The 22,109-nt window shown below is 61.4% G+C and carries 18 protein-coding genes and 2 pseudogenes; 10 read left to right on the top strand and 10 right to left on the bottom strand.

Features of this window, described 5'->3' with window-relative positions; translation table 11 throughout:
• From ACKLNA_RS27660 to ACKLNA_RS27650, 3 genes and pseudogenes are all read right to left on the bottom strand, one after another.
• On the bottom strand, positions 1-600 hold the full coding sequence (locus ACKLNA_RS27660; protein ID WP_408987716.1) for a flavin reductase family protein: 600 nt from the start codon (positions 598-600) through the stop codon (positions 1-3).
• Between the two features lie 87 nt (positions 601-687).
• Positions 688-1,119: pseudogene (locus ACKLNA_RS27655) on the bottom strand (methyl-accepting chemotaxis protein); the annotation flags it as partial.
• 108 nt (positions 1,120-1,227) lie between these two features.
• A pseudogene (locus ACKLNA_RS27650) lies at positions 1,228-1,914 on the bottom strand (PAS domain-containing protein); the annotation flags it as partial.
• 329 nt (positions 1,915-2,243) lie between these two features.
• Between ACKLNA_RS27650 and ACKLNA_RS27645 the strand changes: the two are divergent.
• On the top strand, positions 2,244-3,614 hold the full coding sequence (locus tag ACKLNA_RS27645) for a gluconate:H+ symporter (protein WP_408987715.1): 1,371 nt from the start codon (positions 2,244-2,246) through the stop codon (positions 3,612-3,614).
• 38 nt (positions 3,615-3,652) lie between these two features.
• On the opposite strand, the gene ACKLNA_RS27640 is transcribed toward ACKLNA_RS27645, so the two are convergent.
• Entirely contained in the window at positions 3,653-4,966 is a 1,314-nt protein-coding gene (locus ACKLNA_RS27640; protein ID WP_408987714.1) for an MFS transporter, read from the bottom strand.
• 199 nt (positions 4,967-5,165) lie between these two features.
• Between ACKLNA_RS27640 and ACKLNA_RS27635 the strand changes: the two genes are divergently transcribed.
• From ACKLNA_RS27635 to ACKLNA_RS27615, 5 genes are all read left to right on the top strand, one after another.
• Complete coding sequence (locus ACKLNA_RS27635) at positions 5,166-6,584, top strand: short-chain fatty acid transporter (protein ID WP_085709272.1); 1,419 nt, start codon at positions 5,166-5,168, stop codon at positions 6,582-6,584.
• A 150-nt stretch (positions 6,585-6,734) separates the two neighbouring features.
• Positions 6,735-7,055, top strand: coding sequence for a hypothetical protein (locus ACKLNA_RS27630; protein WP_408987713.1), 321 nt, complete (start codon positions 6,735-6,737; stop codon positions 7,053-7,055).
• Between the two features lie 150 nt (positions 7,056-7,205).
• Positions 7,206-8,906, top strand: coding sequence for an acid phosphatase (acpA, locus tag ACKLNA_RS27625; protein ID WP_408987712.1), 1,701 nt, complete (start codon positions 7,206-7,208; stop codon positions 8,904-8,906).
• A 119-nt stretch (positions 8,907-9,025) separates the two neighbouring features.
• Complete coding sequence (locus ACKLNA_RS27620; protein ID WP_408987711.1) at positions 9,026-10,198, top strand: hypothetical protein; 1,173 nt, start codon at positions 9,026-9,028, stop codon at positions 10,196-10,198.
• Between the two features lie 178 nt (positions 10,199-10,376).
• Entirely contained in the window at positions 10,377-10,901 is a 525-nt protein-coding gene (locus tag ACKLNA_RS27615; protein WP_408987710.1) for an SET domain-containing protein-lysine N-methyltransferase, read from the top strand.
• A gap of 8 nt (positions 10,902-10,909) precedes the next feature.
• On the opposite strand, the gene can is transcribed toward ACKLNA_RS27615, so the two are convergent.
• Positions 10,910-11,554 (bottom strand): carbonate dehydratase, encoded by a 645-nt coding sequence (gene can / locus ACKLNA_RS27610; protein WP_007951756.1) that lies wholly within the window; start codon positions 11,552-11,554, stop codon positions 10,910-10,912.
• 142 nt (positions 11,555-11,696) lie between these two features.
• On the opposite strand from can, the gene ACKLNA_RS27605 reads away from it, so the two are divergent.
• Positions 11,697-12,101, top strand: a complete 405-nt coding sequence (locus tag ACKLNA_RS27605) for a serine kinase/phosphatase (RefSeq protein ID WP_114885535.1) — start codon at positions 11,697-11,699, stop codon at positions 12,099-12,101.
• Positions 12,102-12,148: 47 nt separating this feature from the next.
• Here ACKLNA_RS27605 and rimI read toward each other — a convergent pair whose 3' ends face one another.
• Together rimI and ACKLNA_RS27595 are read right to left on the bottom strand one after the other, a co-directional pair.
• The gene (gene rimI, locus ACKLNA_RS27600) at positions 12,149-12,601 is read right to left on the bottom strand and encodes a ribosomal protein S18-alanine N-acetyltransferase (RefSeq protein WP_085709267.1); all 453 of its coding nucleotides are present in this window, start codon (positions 12,599-12,601) and stop codon (positions 12,149-12,151) included.
• Complete coding sequence (locus tag ACKLNA_RS27595) at positions 12,594-13,346, bottom strand: energy transducer TonB (protein ID WP_408987751.1); 753 nt, start codon at positions 13,344-13,346, stop codon at positions 12,594-12,596. Before ACKLNA_RS27595 ends, rimI begins: the two co-directional genes overlap by 8 nt.
• A 231-nt stretch (positions 13,347-13,577) precedes the next feature.
• Here ACKLNA_RS27595 and mksB point away from each other — a divergent pair, with 231 nt between their 5' ends.
• From mksB to mksF, 3 genes are read left to right on the top strand one after another with little or no spacing between them, the layout of a single operon-like run.
• Positions 13,578-14,858, top strand: a complete 1,281-nt coding sequence (gene mksB, locus ACKLNA_RS27590) for an Mks condensin complex protein MksB (RefSeq protein WP_162803512.1) — start codon at positions 13,578-13,580, stop codon at positions 14,856-14,858.
• Positions 14,848-15,549, top strand: a complete 702-nt coding sequence (gene mksE / locus ACKLNA_RS27585) for an Mks condensin complex protein MksE (RefSeq protein ID WP_408987709.1) — start codon at positions 14,848-14,850, stop codon at positions 15,547-15,549. The genes mksB and mksE overlap by 11 nt, the downstream gene beginning before the upstream one ends.
• Complete coding sequence (mksF, locus tag ACKLNA_RS27580) at positions 15,546-18,386, top strand: Mks condensin complex protein MksF (protein ID WP_085709263.1); 2,841 nt, start codon at positions 15,546-15,548, stop codon at positions 18,384-18,386. The genes mksE and mksF overlap by 4 nt, the downstream gene beginning before the upstream one ends.
• Positions 18,387-18,453: 67 nt before the next feature.
• Here mksF and ACKLNA_RS27575 read toward each other — a convergent pair whose 3' ends face one another.
• Genes ACKLNA_RS27575 through ACKLNA_RS27565 form a run of 3 tightly spaced genes read right to left on the bottom strand, consistent with a single transcriptional unit; the run spans position 18,454 to position 22,019 of the window.
• Positions 18,454-20,757, bottom strand: coding sequence for an intermembrane transport protein PqiB (locus ACKLNA_RS27575; protein WP_408987708.1), 2,304 nt, complete (start codon positions 20,755-20,757; stop codon positions 18,454-18,456).
• Positions 20,750-21,373, bottom strand: coding sequence for a paraquat-inducible protein A (locus tag ACKLNA_RS27570; protein WP_085709261.1), 624 nt, complete (start codon positions 21,371-21,373; stop codon positions 20,750-20,752). Before ACKLNA_RS27570 ends, ACKLNA_RS27575 begins: the two co-directional genes overlap by 8 nt.
• A complete protein-coding gene (locus tag ACKLNA_RS27565; RefSeq protein ID WP_085709260.1) occupies positions 21,360-22,019 on the bottom strand; it encodes a paraquat-inducible protein A in 660 nt (219 codons plus the stop codon). The genes ACKLNA_RS27570 and ACKLNA_RS27565 overlap by 14 nt, the downstream gene beginning before the upstream one ends.
• Positions 22,020-22,109 lie beyond the last annotated feature (90 nt).

Genomic DNA, 22,109 nt, shown 5'->3' with positions numbered 1-22,109 from the left:
TCAAACGTTCAGATTCTTACCAACCACCGGATCTCCGATTTTCAGAAAATTCCCACCGGCCACATGGTGCAAAGTGCGCAAGCCGTCATGCCCTTCAAAATGCCAACGCCCATCGCTGAACACCCGCGAATCAGCCTGCGCCGCAATCACCTCTGCCAGGAACAGATCGTACTGCTCGTGATTGCGCGGCTCCGGCAGCAGCCGGCATTCGAGCCACGCTACACAACCGTCGAGCATCGGTGCCTCGACCTGCTCGCCGGCGAAGGTCTGCAAGCCATACGCCTGGAACTTGTCCTGCCCTTGTTCACGATTGATTTCCAGGCCAGAAGTCGAGCCAACGGTCTGCACGATGTCAGCCTGATTAACGCAAGGAACGTTGAGGACAAAGGTGCCCGAGGCCTCGAGCAGTTGTCGGGTCCAGGTGGACTTATCCAGCACCACCGCGACTTTCGGCGGCTCGAAATCCAGCGGCATGGCCCAGGCCGCAGCCATGATGTTGCGCTGCCCGTCGTGAGCGGCGCTGACCAGCACGGTCGGCCCGTGATTGAGCAAACGGTAGGCTTTGTTCAGGGGAACCGGGCGGCGGAAGGACTCGCTCATGGGATCTGCTCCGGGAAAAAGAGCCGATTGTAGCGGGATAAAAACAGCGAAGGGATTGCCATGGACAATCCCTTCGCCTGACAAACATCAGTTGGATAGCTGGTTGGCGAACTGGCCGACCGCGTCCACCACTTTCTGCGCGCCATCCTGGATCTCGACGATCACTGTGCCCGCCTCCGCCGCCAGCGCCAGCCCTTGCTCGGCCTGAAGCTTGCCGTCGGTCATCAGCGCCACGGCGTTGCGCGCCATGTCCTGGTTCTGACGCACCACGCCGACGATTTCCTCGGTGGCCTGGCTGGTGCGCGAGGCGAGTTGCCGCACTTCGTCGGCCACCACCGCAAAACCACGGCCCTGCTCGCCTGCACGGGCGGCTTCAATGGCGGCGTTGAGCGCCAGCAGGTTGGTCTGCTCGGCAATGCCGCTGATGGTCTTGACGATGGTGCCAATCACCTGCGATTGCTCGTTCAGCGCCTCGATGCCTTCGCCGGCGGTCTGCATGTGCCGCGACAGGTCGCGCATCACATTGACCGCTTCGGTGACTACACGGGTCCCGCGCTGGGCAGTGCTGTCGGTCTGCAGGGACGTGCTGTAGGCAATGTTGGCGGCCTCGGCGACGGCTTGCTCCTGATTGACCTGATCGGTGATCACCGTAGCGAACTTCACGACTTTGTAGAGTTTTTCGTTGGCGTCGAGCACCGGGTTGTAGGACGCCTCCAGCCAGACTTCGCGACCATGGGCGTCGATCCGTTTGAAGCGACCGGCGACGAACTCACCGTTGTTCAGGCGGCGCCAGAAATTCTGGTACTCGGCGCTGTTGGCCTCGCCCGAATCACAGAACATGCGGTGATGTTTGCCCTTGATCTGCGCCAGGCTGTAACCCATGCCCTGAAGGAAGCGGTCGTTGGCGCTCAGCACATTACCGTTGAGGTCGAACTCGATCACCGCCGTCGAACGCACCAGTGCGCCGATCAGGTTCTCGTGTTCGCGAGAGGCTTCGATGGTGCGGGTCAGGTCGCTGGAGAAAATCGAGAAATGCTTGATCCGGCCATCCGAAGAGCGAATCGGCTGGACGATGGAACGCAACCACGCCTCTTCGCCATTACCGCGTGACAGGCGCACGGCGCCGGCGAAGTGCTCGCCCCGGCTCAGTGCGGCCCGAAAGCGGTGATGAAATTCGTCGGACTTCACATGGGCCGGCACGATGTCTTCGATGGCGCGGCCGATCAGGTCGTGGCTCTTGTAGAGCATTTCATTGAGGAAGTTCTGGTTGACCGATTGAATCCGCCCGTCGGGCTCAAGGGTCAGCACCAGCATCTCGCTTTCCAGGCTCTCCTTCACTTGCAGAAGGCTGGAGAGTTCTTCACGAAGAGCCGCCAGCTCTTGCTTGAGGCGTTTGTTGAACATGGGAAAGCACCGATGGACTGGATGAAAAGCGGGGTTGCAGCCTTAACCATCGGCCTTGGTAATCTTTTCTGAAGAGCGATCGAGACCGGTCAGTCAAAAATAATCTCAATTGGCCATTGGTCTTATCCGTCGTCGCAGAACGGATACAAAACCCGGCGCTCTGGCCCGGCCACATCAGGTATTCTCAAGTCAAATTGCAACAATATGTTGCCGCTATCCGCCCGATAAGGAGTCCCGTTTTGGATTTATCGACCGCTGCCTGGATGGTTCACGACACCCGCCTGATTCTTTGCTGCCTGCTGGCGATTGCGACGATTATCGTGTTGATCAGCGCCAGCAAGCTACCGCCCTTTCTATCGATCCTGATCGGTACGTTCATTGCCGGCGTCGGCGCGGGTTTACCGCCCGAGGACGTGGCCAAGGCGTTCAGCAAAGGTGCCGGGGCGATTCTCGGCGAGGCAGGGATCATCATCGCGCTGGGCTCGATGCTTGGCGCGCTGATGGCCGAGTCCGGCGCGGCCGACCGCATTGCGTCGACCTTGCTCGGGCTGGGCAAAGGCAAGTCCCTGCCATGGGTCATGGCGCTGGTGGCGATGGTGATCGGCCTGCCGCTGTTCTTCGAAGTGGGGCTGGTGATGATGGTGCCAATCATCTTCGTCATGGCCCGCCGCTCCGGTCAGCCGCTGTTGAAAATCGCGATTCCGGCGCTGGCCGGCATGACCACGCTGCATGCCCTGATGCCGCCGCATCCCGGACCGTTGATCGCGGTCAGCGCATTGCATGCCGACCTTGGGCTGACCATGTTGCTGGGCTTCAGCATCGCCATCCCGGCGGTGATCCTGGCCGGACCGATCTACGGCAACTGGCTGTCGAAACGCATGCACGTCGATGAGCCGGCAGAACTTGGCGCGCTGTTCAGCGCCCCGCCGAAAGCGCCGCGCCAGCCGAGCTTCGGCATGTCGCTGCTGATCATTCTGTTGCCGGTGTTGCTGATGCTCGGCAGCACGCTGGCGAAAGTCGCGATGAGCCCGGAAAGCGGCATCGCCCTGACCCTGAAGTTTCTCGGAGAACCTTTGGTGGCGTTGGGCATTGCCGTCATGGCGGCGGTGATCTGCCTCGGCTGGGCCAACGGCATGCCGCGTGAACACGTCGGCGGCACCCTGCGCAAAAGCCTGGCGCCGATTGCCGTGCTGTTGCTGACCATCGGTGCCGGTGGCGGCTTGAAGCAGACCTTGCTGGATGCCGGCGTCAGCCAGACCATCAGCAAAGTCGCCGAGGGCGCGCACATGCCTTATCTGCTGCTGGCCTGGCTGATTGCCGTGGCGCTGCGTCAGGCCACAGGCTCGGCGACCGTGGCCACCACGACGACGGCGGGGATTCTGGCGCCGATGATGGCGGGCCTTGCCGCGACGCAAAGTTCTCTGGTGGCGCTGGCGATTGGCGCCGGCTCCGTGTTCTTCTGTCACGTGAACGACGCCGGCTTCTGGATGGTTCGCGAGTACTTCGGCCTGCAACTGAAACAGACGATCTGGGTCTGGTCGGTCCTGCAAACCATCGTCTCGGTGGTGGGTCTGGCGGGGACCTTGCTGTGGTGGCACTGGTTGACGTGACGGCCGCGCGAGTTTGCGCCGAGGCCATCAACCAGCCCTCAGGAACAGGGCGCCACCGAACGGCGCCCGCCCCCGGGCATGCGCACACCGAAGTACGCCGCGCTGACGATGCCGACCGCGCCCATCACCGCGCAGAACATCACACAAATCCATGGGCTCCATGGCATCAGACCGATCAGCAGCAGCGGTGTGATGCTTGCCCATGCGGCGTAGGCAATGTTGTAGGTGAAGGAGATGCCGGAGACCCGGATACGCGCCGGGAAAAGACCGACCATCACCGAAGGCACGGCGCCGACCACACCGCAGGCCAGGCCGGCGATGGCGTATGCCAGCCCTACCCAATCGCCGCCCATGATCAAACAGCTGTAAAGCACGCCGATGCCCAATGGCAGCAGCAGGCTATAAAGCATCACCGTGCGCCAGGCACCGAGGCGATCGACCAGCAACCCGGCAATCACGCAGCCGATGTTCAGGAACACGATGCCCAACGCACTCAATGCAAAGGTATGGCCGGCGGTCATGCCAAAGGTCTTCTGCATCATGGTCGGGGTAATGACCACAAACACCACCACCGCCGAAGTCAGTACGCACGTCAGCAGCATGGCCGGCAGCATCGCCAGACGATGCTCGCGCAAGACTGTGCGCAACGGCAGTTCGACCCGCGCCTCACGCTGCGCTTCCATGGCCATGAACACCGGGGTTTCGCTCAACCAGCGGCGCAGGTACACGCCGATCACGCCGAACACTCCGCCGAGCAGGAACGGATAACGCCAGGCGTAATCGAGGATTTCCGCCGGGGTAAACACCTGTGCGAGAAACGTCGCAGTCAATGCGCCGATCAGGTAACCGAAGGTCAGCCCGGCCTGAAGAAAGCCCAGTGCATAACCGCGATGCGCGACCGGCGCGTGCTCGGCCACAAAGACCCAGGCGCTCGGCACTTCACCGCCGACCGCCGCGCCTTGCAGGATGCGCAGCGCCAGCAGCAACAACGGTGCGAAATAGCCGATCTGGGCGTAGGTCGGCATGATCCCGATCAGCAGGCACGGCAGCGCCATCATCAGGATGCTCAGGCTGAAGACTTTCTTGCGCCCCAGCCGGTCGGCGAAATGCGCCATCAGGATCCCGCCCAGCGGCCGCGCCAGATAGCCGGTGACGAAGATCCCGAAGCTTTGCAGCAGACGCAGCCACTCGGGCATTTCCGGCGGGAAGAACAACTGGCTGAGGGTCAGGGCGAAGAACACGAAAATGATGAAATCGTAGATCTCCAGCGCCCCGCCCAGGGCCGCGAGGCCGAGGGTCTTGTAGTCGGAACGGCTGAACGGCGCCGGTCGGGCAGTGGAATGGGCAGTCATGGCAAAGAACTCTGGCAGGCAAAAAACCAAGGCGCCCATGGTCTACGCAAACGGGCCGATCGACAACCCGTTAGACCATAGTCTGATTCAGTGAAACACGGTCACAAAAATCCGCCGGTTGATTTACTGTTGGCACCTGTCCAGACGGGCCGGCCAAGCCCCGAAGACCACAATAAACATAAAAATCCGAGGTACTCCCGTGGCCGTTGATATCGAAGATAGCCGCTCTGCGCGCTTTGCCTTGCGCTGCTCCAGTTTTGCCGAACGCTGGTTTCCCGACTCCTGGGTATTCGCCGCGCTCGCCGTGATCATCGTGGCCCTGGCCACCCTGGCCATGGGCGCCAAACCCACCGACGCCGCCATGGCCTTCGGCGACGGCTTCTGGAGCCTGATCCCCTTCACCATGCAGATGGCCTTCGTGGTGATTGGCGGTTACGTGGTGGCCAGCTCGCCGCCCGCCGTAAAGCTGATCGATCGCCTGGCGCGAATCCCGAAGAACGGCCGCTCCGCCGTAGCCTGGGTCGCGCTGATCTCGATGGTCGCATCGTTGCTGAACTGGGGCCTGTCGCTGGTATTCGGCGGTCTGCTGGTGCGCGCCCTCGCCCGCCGCACCGATCTGAAAATGGATTACCGCGCCGCCGGCGCCGCTGCTTATCTGGGGCTTGGTGCCGTGTGGGCACTGGGTCTGTCATCGTCCGCCGCGCAGTTGCAGGCCAACCCCGCCAGCCTGCCGCCGTCGATCCTGTCGATTACCGGGGTGATTCCATTCACTCAGACGATTTTCCTCTGGCAGTCGGGCGTGATGCTGCTGGCGCTGGTGGTGATCTCGATCATCATCGCCTACGCCACCGCGCCCGGCCCGAACTCGGCGCGTGATGCCAAGGCCTGTGGCATCGACCCGGCCTTCAACCTGCCGCCGCTGCAACCGCGCACCCGCCCAGGCGAATGGCTGGAACACAGCCCGCTGCTGATCATCGTGCTAGTGCTGCTGGCGGCCGGATGGCTGTTCCACGAGTTCTCGACCAAACCGGCGATCACCGCGATTTCCGGGCTTAACACTTACAACTTTCTGTTCATCATGCTCGGCGCGTTGCTGCACTGGCGCCCGCGCAGCTTCCTCGATGCGGTGGCGCGAGCGGTGCCGACCACCACCGGCGTGCTGATCCAGTTTCCGCTGTATGGCTCGATCGCTGCGCTGATGACCACGGTCAAGGGCACCGATGCCCAGACCCTGGCCCACCACATCTCGACCTTTTTCGTCAGCATCGCTTCCCACGACACCTATGCGCTGCTGATGGGCGTGTACTCGGCGATTCTCGGCTTCTTCATTCCGTCCGGGGGCGGCAAGTGGATCATCGAGGCGCCGTACGTGATGCAGGTGGCCACCGATCTGAAGTACCACCTCGGCTGGGCCGTGCAGATCTACAACGCCGCCGAAGCCCTGCCGAACCTGATCAACCCGTTCTACATGCTGCCTTTGCTGGGCGTGCTGGGGTTGAAGGCGCGGGACCTGATCGGCTTCTCGTTCGTGCAACTGCTGGTGCACACACCGCTGGTGCTGCTGTTGCTGTGGGCGCTGGGGACGACATTGGCGTATACGCCGCCGGTGATGCCGTAGCGATTGAAGCCGTCCTGCGCCATAGGGATCCTCTTCTTACAAAGTCCGTTGCACTGTCCCACACATCACGTGGGACAGTGCTGACTTTGCCAATCGCCGACTTCGTTTAGTTTGTCTCGGATCAATAACCCCTTGTCCAAGGAAGAACCGATGACACCGATATCCAAAACGCTGGAAGAGCTGATCCGTGAAATTTATCAGGACGGCAGCGTTTCCGTGGTCGAGTACAGCACGCTACGCGACACTGCGGACCTGCGTATGGAGGCCGTTACCCGTGAGTTTGGTCAGAACAACAATCTGACGGCTTTCCAGAAAGCGATGGATGTGGCGATGCAATTGCTGCAGACCTCCGTTATCGATGCCAAGAAAGCCAGGCTGACCGACACTGGCGAAGCGATCGTCAAAGACGCGGTGACGGCCCAAGTCGAATACTTGCGCGCCGGCAGCGAGCTTGCGTTGCGTCTACTGTGACCGATTGAGCAACAGGAAAATCTGCGGGGGTGAGCCGGCTCACTCCCAACTTGCATTGCATCAGCGCCGAACCGTAACCCAACCGTCACATTCCCTTGCTAGCGTCCGCCCGAAACATACTGAAACAATTAAGCATAAACGGACTTCTACATGAACGACGACACCGACGGCAAAGATCCCTCCTCGCCAGACTCCGACAATCCCACCGATACCAGCCGCCGCCGTTTTCTCGGTGGTGTCGCCGTCCTGGGTGTGGGCGCCACGCTGGCGGGGTGCGGGAATGCCGCTGATCAACCGGGCAAACCCGAGGAGCGTCCGCTCTCGCCCGCCGAGCTGGACAAGGCCCTGCGCGATCAGGTGAAGACCGTTGTGGTGATCTACGCCGAGAACCGCAGCTTCAATAACCTGTTCGGTGATTTCCCCGGTGTCGAGAAGCCGCTGTCCGCCCTCAAGCCTGAGGAATACCAGCAGCGCGACCGCGACGGCAGTCTGCTGCAGACCCTGCCACCGGCGTGGGGCGGTGTATTGCAGATCGGCCCGCAAACGCTTGATGGCGTGACCTATCCCAACGCCATGCAGTTTCAGGAAAACCTGCCCAACGCGCCTTTCGCTCTGAAAGGCCCGAATGCCGAGGACCTGCCACTTGGCCTGGTAACCCGCGACCTTTGGCACGTGTTCTATCAGAATCAGATGCAGATCAACGGCGGCAAGAATGACGGCTTCGTTGCCTGGGCCGATTCCGGCGGCCTGACCATGGGTCACTATGCCCAGAGTCGCTATTCCCTGCGCCTGTGGGACGTGGCCCAGGAATTCGTGCTGTGCGACAACTTCTTCCAGGGTGCCTTCGGCGGTTCGTTCCTCAACCACCAGTATCTGATCAGCGCTACCGCGCCGTTCTACCCGAATGTCGCCAGCTCCGTCGCCAAGAGCCAGATCGCCGCGCTGCAAAGCGATGACCCGGCCGACCCGCGCCTCAAGCCGCTGGATCAGTCCCCGGCCAGCGCCATGACCGGCCCGCCGCAGTTCGGCCCGAGCGCGCTGACCCCGGACGGTTACGGGGTCAACACCCTCGCCCCGCCCTACTGGCCGACCTGGATTCGCGACCCGGAGCGTCCGGCGTATTCCAAGGCCGATCTGCCGAACGTCATGGTGCCGCAGACCCACGAGCACATTGGCGACAAGCTGTCGAAGAAGAACATCGACTGGGCGTGGTACGCCGGCGCCTGGCAGGCGACGCTGGATCAGTTCAAGGATTCCGGCGGCATCCCGAAAATCCCCAACTTCCAGTATCACCATCAGCCGTTCAACTACTTCCAGCAACAAGGCCCGGAGCACCCCGAAGAGCGCAACAAACGCCTGCGCGACGCCGGTCTGGGCGATGAGTCGAGTACCAACAAGTTCTTCGCGGACGCCGAGGCAGGCAAGTTGCCGGCCGTGAGTTTCTACAAGCCCCAGGGCAACCTGAACATGCACGCCGGTTACGCCGATGTGGCTTCCGGTGATCGGCACATCGTCCGCGCGCTGAAAGTGCTGCGGGAAAGTCCGCAATGGAAAAACATGGTGGTGATCGTGACAGTCGATGAAAACGGCGGCTGGTGGGACCACGTCGCACCGCCCAAGGGCGATCGCTGGGGGCCGGGGTCGCGGGTGCCGGCGCTGGTGGTGTCGCCGTTCGCCCGCAAGGGCACTGTGGATCACACGGTCTATGACACCGCTTCGATCCTGCGCCTGATCACCCGCGTCTTCCAGCTGGAGACCCTGGCGGGGATCAAGCAGCGTGACGATGCGATGACCGGCCGGGGCCAGAAACCCATGGGCGATTTGACCAACGCCCTGCATTTCAAGGCCTGAGGACGAGTCCTGCGATACGGCCCAAAAAACTGTGGCTGACGGCTTCTCGCCATCACCCGGCTGATCCAATATGTGGCCCACCCGAGCAACGGGGAACCCACGCTGAAAAGGATCTGAGCATGTTCAAACTCGCAGGACTCACCCTCGCTGCGCTCACATTGAGCGCAGCCGCCCACGCCGATGTCGACCTGAAACTGGGCAGCACCGAACGCGTCACCCGCCTCTTCGCTTATCCCAACAATTGCAGCGTGATCTGCTTTCGCAACTGGACGCTTGAGCAGACCGTCGCCCATTACCTGAGCCAGAGCGTGCAACGCGATGGTTATACCGGTGCCAAGGTGCTGGTGAAGAATGACAACGGGCAGATCTACGCCGAGATCAGCGGCGTGCCGAAAGGCTACGACAAGCCGCTGACTGCGCTGCTGGATGCCGGGGACCTGGCCTACACCGGCGCCAGCAAGCTCAACGCCGATGGTAAATGGGCGTACAGCTGGTATCTGTTCCTGCCGCTGGGCATGGCCCTGGAAAACCGTAAAAGCGTCGAACTGCTGCACTTCCCGCCGGATTACTCGCTGACCCAGGCCCAGGACTACCTGCGCTCCAACACCACCGGCCGCTGGGCCGCACTGCTGACCGACAACGGCATTCCGGCCGACCAGACACCGGGTTACCAGACCATCGTCGACATCGCGCCGATTGCCGCCCCCGCCAGCGCCGGCAGTGACCTTGAAGGCGTCTACGATTATTTCAAGGACTACCAGACCACCATGGTCAAACAGGTCAGCGTCAGCGCCAGCGGTGCTGCCCTGCCGATGGTGGCCTTCGGTGCACCGGTGCGTAACTGGATCAAGCAGCAATACGGGCCGACCGTGAACGTACTGGGCCTTGCAACCATCACTCCGAGCGCCGGGGTGAGCGTGCCGGTACTGGGTTCCAACCACCCGAGCTACATCTGGTACGCCGCCGATCCCAAGAGCTACACCGGTGACGACGCCCAGGCCAAGGCTGACGCGGCGGGGCTGAAAGTGATGGGCCAGGACTTGAGCGCCGCCTGCTGGCAGGCCGGCATGGGCAGCAAGCCGGGCACCGACCCGAAAACCCTGCTGAACAGTTGCACCCAGACCTGGCAAGTGACGCAGAAGGTCAAGACCTGCGAGTTGTTCTACACCTCGATCCGCAACCTGACCGCCGAACAGGCCGCCGCCAAGTGCGCCACCACGCCGATCAAGGCCCAGTTGCAAGAGCTCCAGAGCCCTATGCCGGACGCTGCAGTGCCTGCTCCGCATATTTGACGCAAGAGTGGCTTTTCCGTGTCAGCTCAGGCTGACGCGGAAAAGCGTCTTCCGCCCCTGTCAGATGTGACAGTAGATCTGTAGTTTCATATACGAGATATTGGATCCAATACTGTGTTGCCGGGCCGAATGGAAACTGCCCTGTTGAAGTCGCAGCATCTTTTCGACAGGGATCGTTATGAATACTCAAGTCCTTCGCCATCCAACGCCCCGCGATACAGAGGGGATTTACCCGTTCATGGGGCTTCCCGTCCGTCTCGGATTCCCTTCCCGTGCCGACTTCGAAGTGATGCACGACGCCCTGGGAACGCCCTGTGCAGTCGTCGCGCGCCGGGAATTTCTGCGCATCACCCGCATGTGCAGGGTCTCGGGTCAATTGTTGCCTTACCGCTGCCGCCAGACCCGGCAATTACAGGCCGGCATCCATATTTACGATCCACGCTTCTGCGGGTTGCTCGAGCACTCCTGCGACCCGAACGTGTTCATCGACATGAGTGAATTATGGCTCTGGGCCGTGCGAGACATTCAGCCGGGCGAGCGACTGACCATGGATTACACCGCCACCGAGGACAAACTGCTCAGGCAGTTTGCCTGCGGTTGCGGGTCTGCTCATTGTCGCGGCTGGATCACCGGTTACGACGAATCACCCAGCCTTGAAGGCCAGCGCTACTTGAAGAGCTGGCTGCGACAAGGCATGCGCTGACTTGCAGGTTACGGTGCGCCGACCGGCCGCAAGCGGTATTGCGGTGGCAGTTGCTCGAAACCGCTGATGGTCGTGTTCAGACTTTTCCAGCGGCCATCCTTGATGCCGTAGATGCAACCGTGGATCGACAGGCTCTGCCCGCGATGCCAGGCGTTCTGGATGATGCTGGTGTGAGCGACGTTGGCCACTTGCTGGATCACGTTGAGCTCGCACAGGCGATCGACCTGCTCTTCTTCAGTCGGCAGCTTGGCCAGTTCTTCGCGCTTTTCGTAATACAGATCGCGAATCGACCGCAGCCAGCCATCGATCAGGCCGAACTGACGATCCTGCATCGACGCCCGCACACCGCCGCAACCGTAGTGGCCGGTCACCAGAATGTGTTTGACCTTGAGCACGTCCACGGCGTACTGGATCACCGACAGGCAGTTGAGGTCGGTGTGCAGCACCACGTTGGCCACATTGCGGTGAACGAACAGATCGCCCGGCAGCATGCCGACGATTTCGTTGGCCGGAACCCGCGCGTCGGAGCAACCGATCCACAGGTATTCAGGCGTTTGCTGTCGAGCCAGTTTGGCGAAGAAATCCGGGTCTTCCTTGGTGATCGCGTCAGCCCAACGCTCGTTGTTATCAATCAGGTCTTGTAAGTCATGCATGCTGTAAGGCCTCAAGAAAGATGCGCTGCTATGACAGACAACCGTCCGTCGGGGTCACGAAAGGATCGCAAGTGATTTCGTTGGAATTTCTCGTGTGCCGGGTGAGTCCACCTGAGTAAGGCCCACAGTATGAGGATTTGCCATGACTGATTCACGACGTCCCTTCGACGCGGTGCAGCCGGAGCCCATCGATGATAACGAAGACCGCATGGGATCGGTGCATGAGCTGGATTTCGACGACGAACAGCCCAGCGCAAAGATCGGCGATGAACTACCGGAACGTGAGCGTGAGCAACGAATGCCCCGTGAGCGGGTACGGGAGGCGGGTCTGACCGGCGCTTCAGTGGCCGATCATGAGCCGACCGACGATGACCTGAGCCCGGAAACTTTGATCCGCGAAGACGGCGCCCGTGATGCCGATGAGTTGGGGTCAGGCAATCAGGCGGATTGGGATTTGAGCATTGTCGATGAGGACGACATTGGCGGCGGAGACGGGCTGGATGAAGCGGAAATGGCGCGACGTGATCCGATGGATGGCAAACGCTGAAATGTTCGTTAGAAGCTGCCTCAACCTGAGGCAGCTTCTGCCGGCGATCAGTCCACCAAAGTGCAGGCCATGACCACAGCGTCTTCACGCCCGCCCACCGCCGGGTAGTAATCGCGACGACGGCCGATTTCGTTGAAACCGTAGCGCTCATACAGGCGGAACGCCGCTGTGTTGCTGTCGCGCACTTCCAGGAAACACTCCCGGGCATCGGCCGCATAGGCACGGGACATCAGGTATTCAAGCAATGTCAGCCCAAGGCCGCGCCCCTGGTTCTCCGGTTTTACCGTGATGTTGAGCAGGTGCGCTTCATCCAGAATGATCTGCACCACCCCGTGGCCGACCTGCTGCTCGCCTTCGAACATCAGCCAGATCTGGTATTTGCCCAGCCCGTCGAGAAAAATCCCGCGGGTCCAGGGATGGCTATAGGCCGCGAATTCAATTTTCAGCACAGCGTCCAGATCGGCTTCGACCATCGGACGGAAGGTTACCGCATCACTCATTCGATTCTTTCCAGCGCGCCATCAGCCGACGCATGGCTTGCCACACGGCGGCTTTGCGCTGTGGCTCCTCCATCAACAATTCCAGTCCCGGCACGGCCCAGGCCAGGCCAAGACCCTCGATCTGCAATTCACTGTTGAACGCTTCGGCGTCCTTCTCACCGGCGAAGCGCACCGCCGGCAGGCCGATCAGCCACAGACAGGCGCACGGCGACGTCTCCATTTGCACCGAAAGGAAACCCTGGACGAAATCCCGGGCCGCATCCGGCCCCTGATCCATGGTGCCGCGCACCAGCAGTGGCCAACGCACCGGATCGCCGACGATCTGCGGCGCATCCGGCAGACCGGCGGCCCGCAGCATGTCCTTGAGCAGCAGATAGGCCGGATCCCGGCTCTGGAACGATTCGCCCGTGGGTAACTCCACCAGCAACAGGCAACGACCGGCGCGCAGCAATTGCAGGGCGAAACGCGGTGGCGGCACCGGCGCGGGCCGCGCGACCACTGGCGCTTCTTCGGCTTCCTCCACCGGTTTGGCGGCAGGACGGCCGCTGGCGGGCGTCGGTCGCGGGACCTCGATCTTCGGCCGTTCCACCACGCGCGCGGCTGGCTGCACAGGCACACCTGCCTCGGGGGCCGGCGCTACGGGCAGCAGAACCTCGGGCTCTGGCGCCAGAGGCTCCAGCAGCTCGGGCCGCGACGGTGCGGCGAAGGGCAATTCGGTGCGCGGCAGCCAGTTGACCACCTGCATGGCGTTCAAATAGGCGCGGCGGCGGGACTCGATTAGCAAGGGTCGGCCACTTGTGGATAACTGAAGTGCGCTGATTCTACCGCCCTTCGCTCAAGATCGCCCGCTGTTGATCGATAGTCTTGACCGATACCTTGACGCAAAGAAAAGCGACAGCCCGTCCCGAGAGTGAATCGCATCCCGCGTGATGCAGTACAATCGCGGCTTTTAATCGCCAACCAGCCGGCCATTCCGATGATCGAACCCAAGCGCGTCTTGCGCGCCCTCGCTGAACACTGGGCACTTCTGGAGCCACTGTGCGAGCACTTCGACCAGGGCACCCTGAGCCTCAACGAACTGCGCACGCAACTGGCCGCCCAACAACTGGAAAGCACGCCGCAGGACATCACCAGCCTGCTCGACGTGTGGATTCGCCTCGACATTCTGGTCCCCGTGGCGAAAAGCCCGAACCGTTTCGAACTCAACGCGCAAATCCACGACTTCCTCGCCTACCTGCGCCGGGAGCACCGTCTGGGCCTGTGCCTGGAAATCGAAGCCTACCTGCGTCACCTCGAGCGTCTGGCCGGCTATATTCAGGATGCGTTCGACATCCGCGACGGCAATGACCTGGCCCGTCAGTTGCGCCTGCTCGACATGCGAGTGCGCGACGTTCTGAAGAAACTCGACAACGACGAGCAGGCGCTGGTGGCGGTGGCCGAACGGGCCAAGACCAGCGACCGGCAGATCCCCCTGCGTCAGCGTTACGCCGAAGTACTGGCGACCTGGGACGAATACGTCGAGCCGATGATCGATCTGGTGAACGCCGACGGCGCCTTCGAACAAGGCGTGCGCAAGGTCGAAACCGTGCTGTTGAAGATGCTCAGCGAACAACAGCGCCTCGGCCATCTGGTCGATGACGACATGCTGCTACGCACCCACGCGCGCATCCTCGAGATGCAGACCAGCGCCCAGTTGACCCTGCGTCACGCCCGCGAGCTGCTGCTGCCGCTGCGTGAAGAAGCGCGTCGACACAACGCCGTGACCCGTGGCGCCGCCCTCGCCCTTGCCGCGATCCGCCGCAAAGGCATCGACGCCGTACCGCAAGCCGCGATGCCGCTGTTCACCCGGCCGCAAAGCACCTTCCTCGGCAGCGCCAGTCAGGTCGAAGCCTACGTCTACGCCCTGGCCCGTTTCGAGCCGAAACCGGCGCGCTTCCCCAAGGCGCACAAGTCGCAAAAGACGGGCGATGCTCCGCGCGCACCGCGCACCGTGCGCGAAATGGTCGACCGCTGCGAAGAGTCCCTGCCGATGCCGGATCTGATGACCTGGCTGCTGGAGCAGGAACCGGACGGCGCCACCGACGAATTGCTTTACTGGTTCTCGCGCCTGTCGCGGGAAAAACGCTTCAAGCGCGAGCGTCTGGAACGCCGCGAATACCACACTCACGAGCACCAGGTCAGCCTGCGCTCCTTCGCCCTGCTCTCGGCCCGCGACCCCGCCGCCGAGGATTCTGCGAGCACTCCACATGCATCTTGATCTCTCCGAACTGTCTCAACTGGCGCCGATCTTCCGCGAACTGTTCAAGGGCTACCACGTCAGCCGCCGCGACCCTGAGTTGTATGCGCAGCTGTCGAACTTCCAGGACCAGTTCCGCACGCTGTTCAAGGCCCTGGGCTTCGAACTGGTCTGCGATACCCGTGGTTTCTACTACTTCGTACCGGACATGGCTGCTGCGGCGGTGAACAAGACCGCCCAGCGTCTGGCGCTGTTCACCTTCATCCTTGTCGAGCACCTGGCCGACCAGGGCCGCGACCCGATCGCCGTGCTGGACGGCGGCAGCCTCGGCCGTGACGAACTGCCATCGCTGCTGGAAAAGTACCGCGACCTGTTCATCCAGGCCGAAGTGCAGACCGTTGATGAGCTGGAAGAGAAGATCATGCGCCGCATGACCCAGCTCGGCTTCGCCGGCGAAGAAAACGGTGTTTACCGTTTCCTGCCGCCGATGCACCGCTTTCTCGACGTGTGCCTGTCGGTGCAGCAGGACCGGGATCTGGCGGCCAGCGTCCACAGCGTGCTGCCGCTGCCGGCACCGGTGTTGATCGACGAGGAAGCCGAGGCCAGGCTGCTGGAAACCGACGATCCACTAGACCTGACCGAGTTTGAAGAAGAAAGCGAAGAAGACGCACTGGCCCGCGCCATTGCCGAAGAACAGGAGTCCGACGCATGAGCCAGGAACGCTACGGCATCCGCCGCTTTGCCCTTTTGAACACTGCCGGCTACAGCCTCGGCCTGTTCCCGCTGGAAGAGCCGCTGTCGGTTTACGGCGCGAACAACCTCGGTAAATCCGCCTCGATCAACGCCTTGCAGTTCCCGATCCTGGCACGCATGTCGGACATGAGTTTCGGCAAATACAGCCTGGAACAATCCCGGCGTTTCTACTTTGCCTCCGACACCAGCTACATCCTCGTCGAAGTGAACCTGCCTCATGGCCCGCACGTGATCGGCGTGGTCGGTCGCGGCCCGGGCGGTGGTTTCGGTCACCAGTTCTTTGCCTACGCCGGCAAGCTCGATCTGGCCCACTACCAGAAAAACGACACCTGCCTGCGTCAGAAAGAGCTGTTCAGCAACCTTGAAAAAGAAGGCCTGAAAGCCTACGAGCTCAAACCTGATGAGCTGCGTCGTTTGCTGGTGGGTGGTCATACATCGATCCCGCTGGATCTGACCCTGATTCCGCTGCGCTCCACCAGCGAGCAGAGCCTGAAGACGTTCCGCGCACTGTTCATCAACCTGCTGCACATGCGCGAAATCACCGCCGCCAAGCTCAAGCAGCTGTTCCTCGATGCCTTCGAACACAGCCTGCGTTCCGGCAGCGTCGACTACATCGCGGCGTGCGAAGAAGCCTTCCGCGATGTGCGTCGCATGGAACAGGACTACAACTCGCTGGTGGCCGCCGGCCCGCTGGTCGAAGCCTTGGCCAACGGCGTGAAACAGCGCGACGTGCTGCGCGGCAAGCTGCATCGCCTGTCGCCGCTGCTCGACTCGTTGCTCGGTACATGGTCGGACTACGCCACTGCGCGCAAGGAAGAGCTGACCATTCAGGCCGAGCACTACCGTCGCGAGCAGGACGACCTGCAGAACGACCAGCGCGGCGGCACTCAGGAGCTGATGCGCCTGGAGCGGGAAATCTCCGGCATCCAGCGCTGGCTGGGTGAGCTGTCGGTGCTGAAGAACCGCTTTGCACTGATCGATGATGTCAAAGTCCTGGAGCAGCAACTGCTGGCGGCCAAGGACGCTCACGACGAGCTCGCCGGTGCGCTGGCGCAGTCCCGTCAGTTCAGTGCCGAGGATCTCGAAGAACGTCTGCGGGATCTGGAAAAACGCCTGAAGTCGGTGAAGCAGCAACTCGATCACGCCGACAACAACAGCTACGCCCGCCTGCGCGAAGAGTTCTCGCAACAGGACGTCGAGCGTCTGATGCGTCTGTTCAACAGCGCGCTGTTCAGCCTGCCGCTGGGTGAGCACGGCATCACCCTCGACGAGGATGGCGAATGGGTGAAATCGGTCGAGTTGATCCTCGACGGCTTCAAGGGCGAACGTTTCGAAGTGCCGGGCCTGTCGATCGACATCTCGCACATCGAGCCGCCGGCCCTGCAAGCGCTGGCTGACCGTGCCGCGCTGCGCGATCAGAAAGAGCGTCTGGAAAAAGAACTCAAGCAACTGAAAACCCAACAAGCCGTGGCCGCCGACCGCGCCGCGAGCAAGACCCAGACCGAAGCGCTGTACCAGCAGGTTCTGGATGCTCAGAAAGCGCTGGAAGATTTCCGTCGTACCCAGACCCTGAGCGCCGAAGAAGGCGACAAGCTCGAGCAACTGGCGCAGATGGAAGCCGCGCAGGACGAACTCAAGCGCTCCAGCGATGCGTTCACCGAGCGCGTCCAGCAACTGTCGGCCAAGCTGCAACTGGTCGGCCGGCAGATCGCGGACATGGAAGCCAAACAGCGCACCCTCGACGACGCCCTGCGTCGCCGTCAGCTGCTGCCGGCGGATCTGCCGTTCGGTACGCCGTTCATGGATCCGGTCGACGATTCCATGGACAACCTGCTGCCGCTGCTCAACGACTATCAGGACAGCTGGCAAGGCCTGCTGCGTGCCGATGGTCAGATCGAAGCGCTGTACGCACAGGTACGCCTCAAGGGCGTGGCCAAGTTCGACAGTGAAGACGACATGGAGCGACGCCTGTCGCTGCTGATCAACGCTTATGCGCATCGCACCGACGAAGCTCTGACCCTGGGCAAGGCCCGTCGCGCGGCGGTCACCGATATCGCGCGAACCCTGCGCAACATCCGCAGCGACTACGACAGCCTCGAGCACCAACTGGCGTTGTTCAACCGCGAGATCAACAAGCGTCAGGTGTCCAACCTGCAGAGTTTCCGCATCGTGCTTGCACCGAACAAGGAAGCGCTCAAGCACATCGACCAGATCATCCACAGCGCCGGGCAGTACGAAGAAGGCGAAACCCTTTCGGTGTTCGACCTGAGCCAGAGCGCCGAGCAGGACAACAAGAACGAAGAGGCCAAGGAATATCTGGCACGGCTGGTGGCGGCGAACCACAACCAGCTCGGCCTCAAGGACTTGTTCGAACTGGCGTTCGAGATCACCAAGGTCAACGGTCAGCCGGTTATCCACACCGACATCGATGGCGCGGCGTCCAACGGCACCACGATGACCATCAAGGCGCTGACCAACATGTATTTGTTGCTGCACTTGATGGACCGCGATCTGGCCGGGCGTGTGCGCCTGCCGTATTACCTCGACGAGGCGGCGGACATCGACGAAAGGAACCAGGCGGCGTTGCTGGAAACCAGCCTGCAATTGGGCTTCGTGCCGATTCTGGCGAGCGTGAAGCCGCAGGTCTGTGCCAGTGTCGCCATCGACCTGGAAGGTGGCAGCGGCCCGGCCGGCATCTACATCGACGAGGCGGACTGGAAATACATCCGTCGCCACGATGTGGTGAAAGCCACAATCAATGTCGAAGCGGATGAACCGGAGCTGGATGCGGTTTGATGCGTAGCTGACGGGCACAAAAAAGGGCCGCGATCCATTGGATCGCGGCCCTTTTCGTTGGGCGGGATTATTTGCCGAGGGGAATTTTCGGCGCCCAGGTCAGCCACTCGTCTTCGAACTTGTCGAACAGCGGGAAGGTCTGCTCGGCGCGGGCCGGGTTGCCCATCCGCTCACCGTCCGGTGTGGCGAAGGCGATACCGCCCTGAATCGCCGTTTCAAGAGACTCGGTGCGTACGGTCAGGCCATTGAACAAACCGATATCGAAGCCGACACCGCTGGTGTTCCAGAAGCGGCTGCCACTGCGAACCAGCGGCGCATACTTCGGTTCGATCAGGATGTGCACCAGTACGCGGTCGGCGGTTTGACCCAGTTCGTAACCAGTGACTTTACCCACCGTGATTTCGCGATAGGTCACCGGCACGCCAGGTTTCAACGAACCACGACGGGCAGCGCTCAATACCAGGCTGAGGCCGGCCTCTTGTTTGCTCACTTCCGGCGGATTGGCCAAGGCCACGAAGTTCTTCTGCGGGCCGAGGCTCTTCGCCGCCGGCTGGACTTCGATGTACTGCCCCGTGACCAGGGTTTCCAGGTTCGAGGTCTTGATCAGCCCCAGCTCCGGCTTGACCACCCAGAACTGACTGCCGACCCGGGCAATCTTCTCCGGCACTTCGGTGATGCGCGCGGTGAGGATTACCGATTGCAGATCATCGGTCAGGTCGACGCTTTCGATCTTGCCGACATCCAGGCCCTTGAAGCGAACCGGCGTGCCGCTGCGCAGGCCGTCGGCGCGATCGACCTTGATGGTCACCACCTCGCCTTTCTGATTCGCGTCATCATGATTGGCGAACAGACGGAAGCGCGGAATCCGCTTCTGCAATGGCGCCTTGGCTTGCGGCGTTTCGAAGGCGATGCCGCCGGCCATCAAGGTCTGCAAGGACTCGCTCTTGACCTGTATCCCGCCAGTCAGACCGCCGGTCAGTGTGATGCCGCTGACGTTCCAGAACCGGGTCGAGGCATTGACCAGGTTTTCGTATTCCTTCTCGATGTGGACGCCGATTACCAGTTGCTTTCGGGTCTTGGAGAACTGATAACTCTGCACCGAGCCGACCTTGACCTGTTTGTAGAGAATCGGACTGCCGACCTCGATCGAACCGAGGCTGTCGGTGAACAGCACCAGGTGCAGGCCCGGTGCCTTCAGATCCAGCGGCGGGGCTTTCGGCCGGGCCTCGAACTCGCGTTGCGGCGCACCGCCCTTGTCGCCCGGACGAACCGCGATGTAGTTACCTTTGACCAGTGCTTCCAGACCGGTGATGCCGGCCAGGGAAATCGATGGTTTGACCACCCAGAACTGGGTGCCGGTGACCAGATATTCTTCGGCCAATGGATCGAGGGTCAGTTCGGCGGTGGCGCTGGACAGATCCGGATCTATTTTCAGGGCTTTGAGGTTACCGACCTGAATGCCCTTGTACATCACCGGGGTGCGCCCGGCCTGCAGACCTTCGAAATCGCTGAGTTTGACCTTCACGCGGATACCCGCCGCGGCGGCATCGAAGTCTTCGTACAAGCGGAATGGCAGACTCGGATCGGTGGGCGGGCTGTCCTTGCGATTCTCCGGGGTGGCGAAGGCAATACCGCCGGCGACAATACTGGCCAGCGACTCGCTGCGCACTTTCACTCCGGACAGGTTGGCGTCGATGCTGATGCCGCTGGCGTTCCAGAAACGCGTGTGTTTGCGCACGAGTTTTGCGTAGGTCGGCTCGATGAACACCTTGAGTTCGACCGTGCTCTGGTCTTCCGACAGCACGTAACTCTTGATCTGGCCGACCTTGATCTGCTTGTAGAACACCGGGCTGCCACGGTTCAGCGAACCCAGGCGATCAGCCTTGATTGTCAGGTGCAGACCGGGTTTGGAGTCCGACAGCGGCGGCTCTTCGGCCAGGGCCTTGAACTTGCGGGTCGGCTCGCCCTCACCCGGGCTGATCGCGACATAGTTGCCCGACACCAGGGTTTCCAGGCCGGTAATTCCCGCCAGGGTTACGCTCGGTTTGACCAGCCAGAAGCGGGTGCTGGTCTTCAGATATTGGTCGACATCCTTGTTCATCTCGATGGTGGCGATCACGCCTTTGGTAGCACCCTCGTCATCGAGCTTGAGGGCTTTTACCTTGCCGACCGGCATGCCTTTGTAGACCACTTCGGTCTTGTTGGCCTGGATGCCTTCACCGCTTTCGAAACGCACCTGAATCTCGATGCCGGTTTCGTTGTAGGCACGCCATCCCAGCCAGCCACCGATGATCAGGGCAATCAGGGGCAGTACCCAAATGGCAGACCAGTTCGAAGCCGGTCGGGTTTTCGCTACGGGCAAATCAGTCATGGTCGGCGTCCGACTCCGTGTTATCCCAAATCAGTCGGGGATCGAAAGTGACAGCGGCGAGCATCGTCAGAATCACCACACTGGCGAAGGCGATGGCGCCCAGATTGGCTTCGACGCTGGCTAGCCGGCCGAAGTTGACGACCGCCACCAGAATGGCGATCACGAAAATGTCGAGCATCGACCAGCGACCGATGAACTCGATGAAGCGGTACATCCAGATTCGCTGGCGCGCAGATAACGGCTGACGGCGCTGTACCGAAAACAACAGGAGCGCGATACCCACCAGTTTGAAGGTCGGCACCAGAATACTGGCGATGAACACCACTGCAGCGATCGGAATCATGCCGTGCTGCACCAACTGGATGACCCCGGACATGATGGTGCTCGGATCACCCTGACCCAGCGAACTGACCGTCATGATCGGCAGGACGTTGGCCGGAATGTAGACGATCGCGGCCGTGATCAGCAGCGCCCAGGTACGCGCGAGGCTGTTGGGCCGTCGGGCGTGAACCAGCGCACCGCATCGGGTGCAGGTCTGTACGTCGCTGTCGGCATCCTGCTTGTTCAGTTCGTGGCATTCGGTACAGATCAGAATGCCCGCATCAATCGCCCGCATGGGCATCTTCTCCTGATAACGCCTGCCAGATCTGGTGCGGTGACATCACCACTTCGAGCCAGACCTGAACCAATAACAAACCGATGAAACATGCCAGACCGAGACCGACGGTGATGGCGGCCATGTCCGCCAGTTTGACGATCGCCACCAGAACACCCATGAGGTAGACCTCAAGCATGCCCCAGTCTTTGAGGTGGTGATAAATGCGGTAGAGCAACAGGCCGTAGCTACGACCGATGTTGAAACGGATGGTCAGCAACACGATCAACTGACACAGCAGTTTCAGCAGTGGGATCGCCATGCTGCACAGGAATACGACGACTGAAACACCACGCATATCGGTATTGAACAGGCCGACAACGCCGCTCCAGACAGTGTCCTGCGACGATTGCCCGAGAACATTGAGCTGCATGATCGGTAAAAAGTTCGCCGGCACGTAGAGCAACAGTGCGGCAATGACCAGGGCAAGACTGCGCTGCACCACGTTATGGCGGTGCGCATACAGTTCGTAACCGCAGCGTGGACAGAGCGCTTTCTCACCGTGGGCAAGCTTGGGCTTGCGCATCAGCAGATCGCACTCATGGCAGGCCACCAAGTCATCCAGCGGTAAATCTGACAGCCCGGGGGCGTCAACCGAATCTGACATAAGGGCTCTGGCTCCGAAAAAGATGGGGTCTATTCTAGTGTTCTGATTCGAAAATAACTGTGCAAATTTGTTCGCTGCCGCGGGCAAAAA

The sequence above is a fragment of the Pseudomonas sp. UV AK001 genome (assembly GCF_046097675.1).
Taxonomy (GTDB): domain Bacteria; phylum Pseudomonadota; class Gammaproteobacteria; order Pseudomonadales; family Pseudomonadaceae; genus Aquipseudomonas; species Aquipseudomonas kribbensis.
This window is presented reverse-complemented; position numbering and strand designations above follow the sequence as displayed.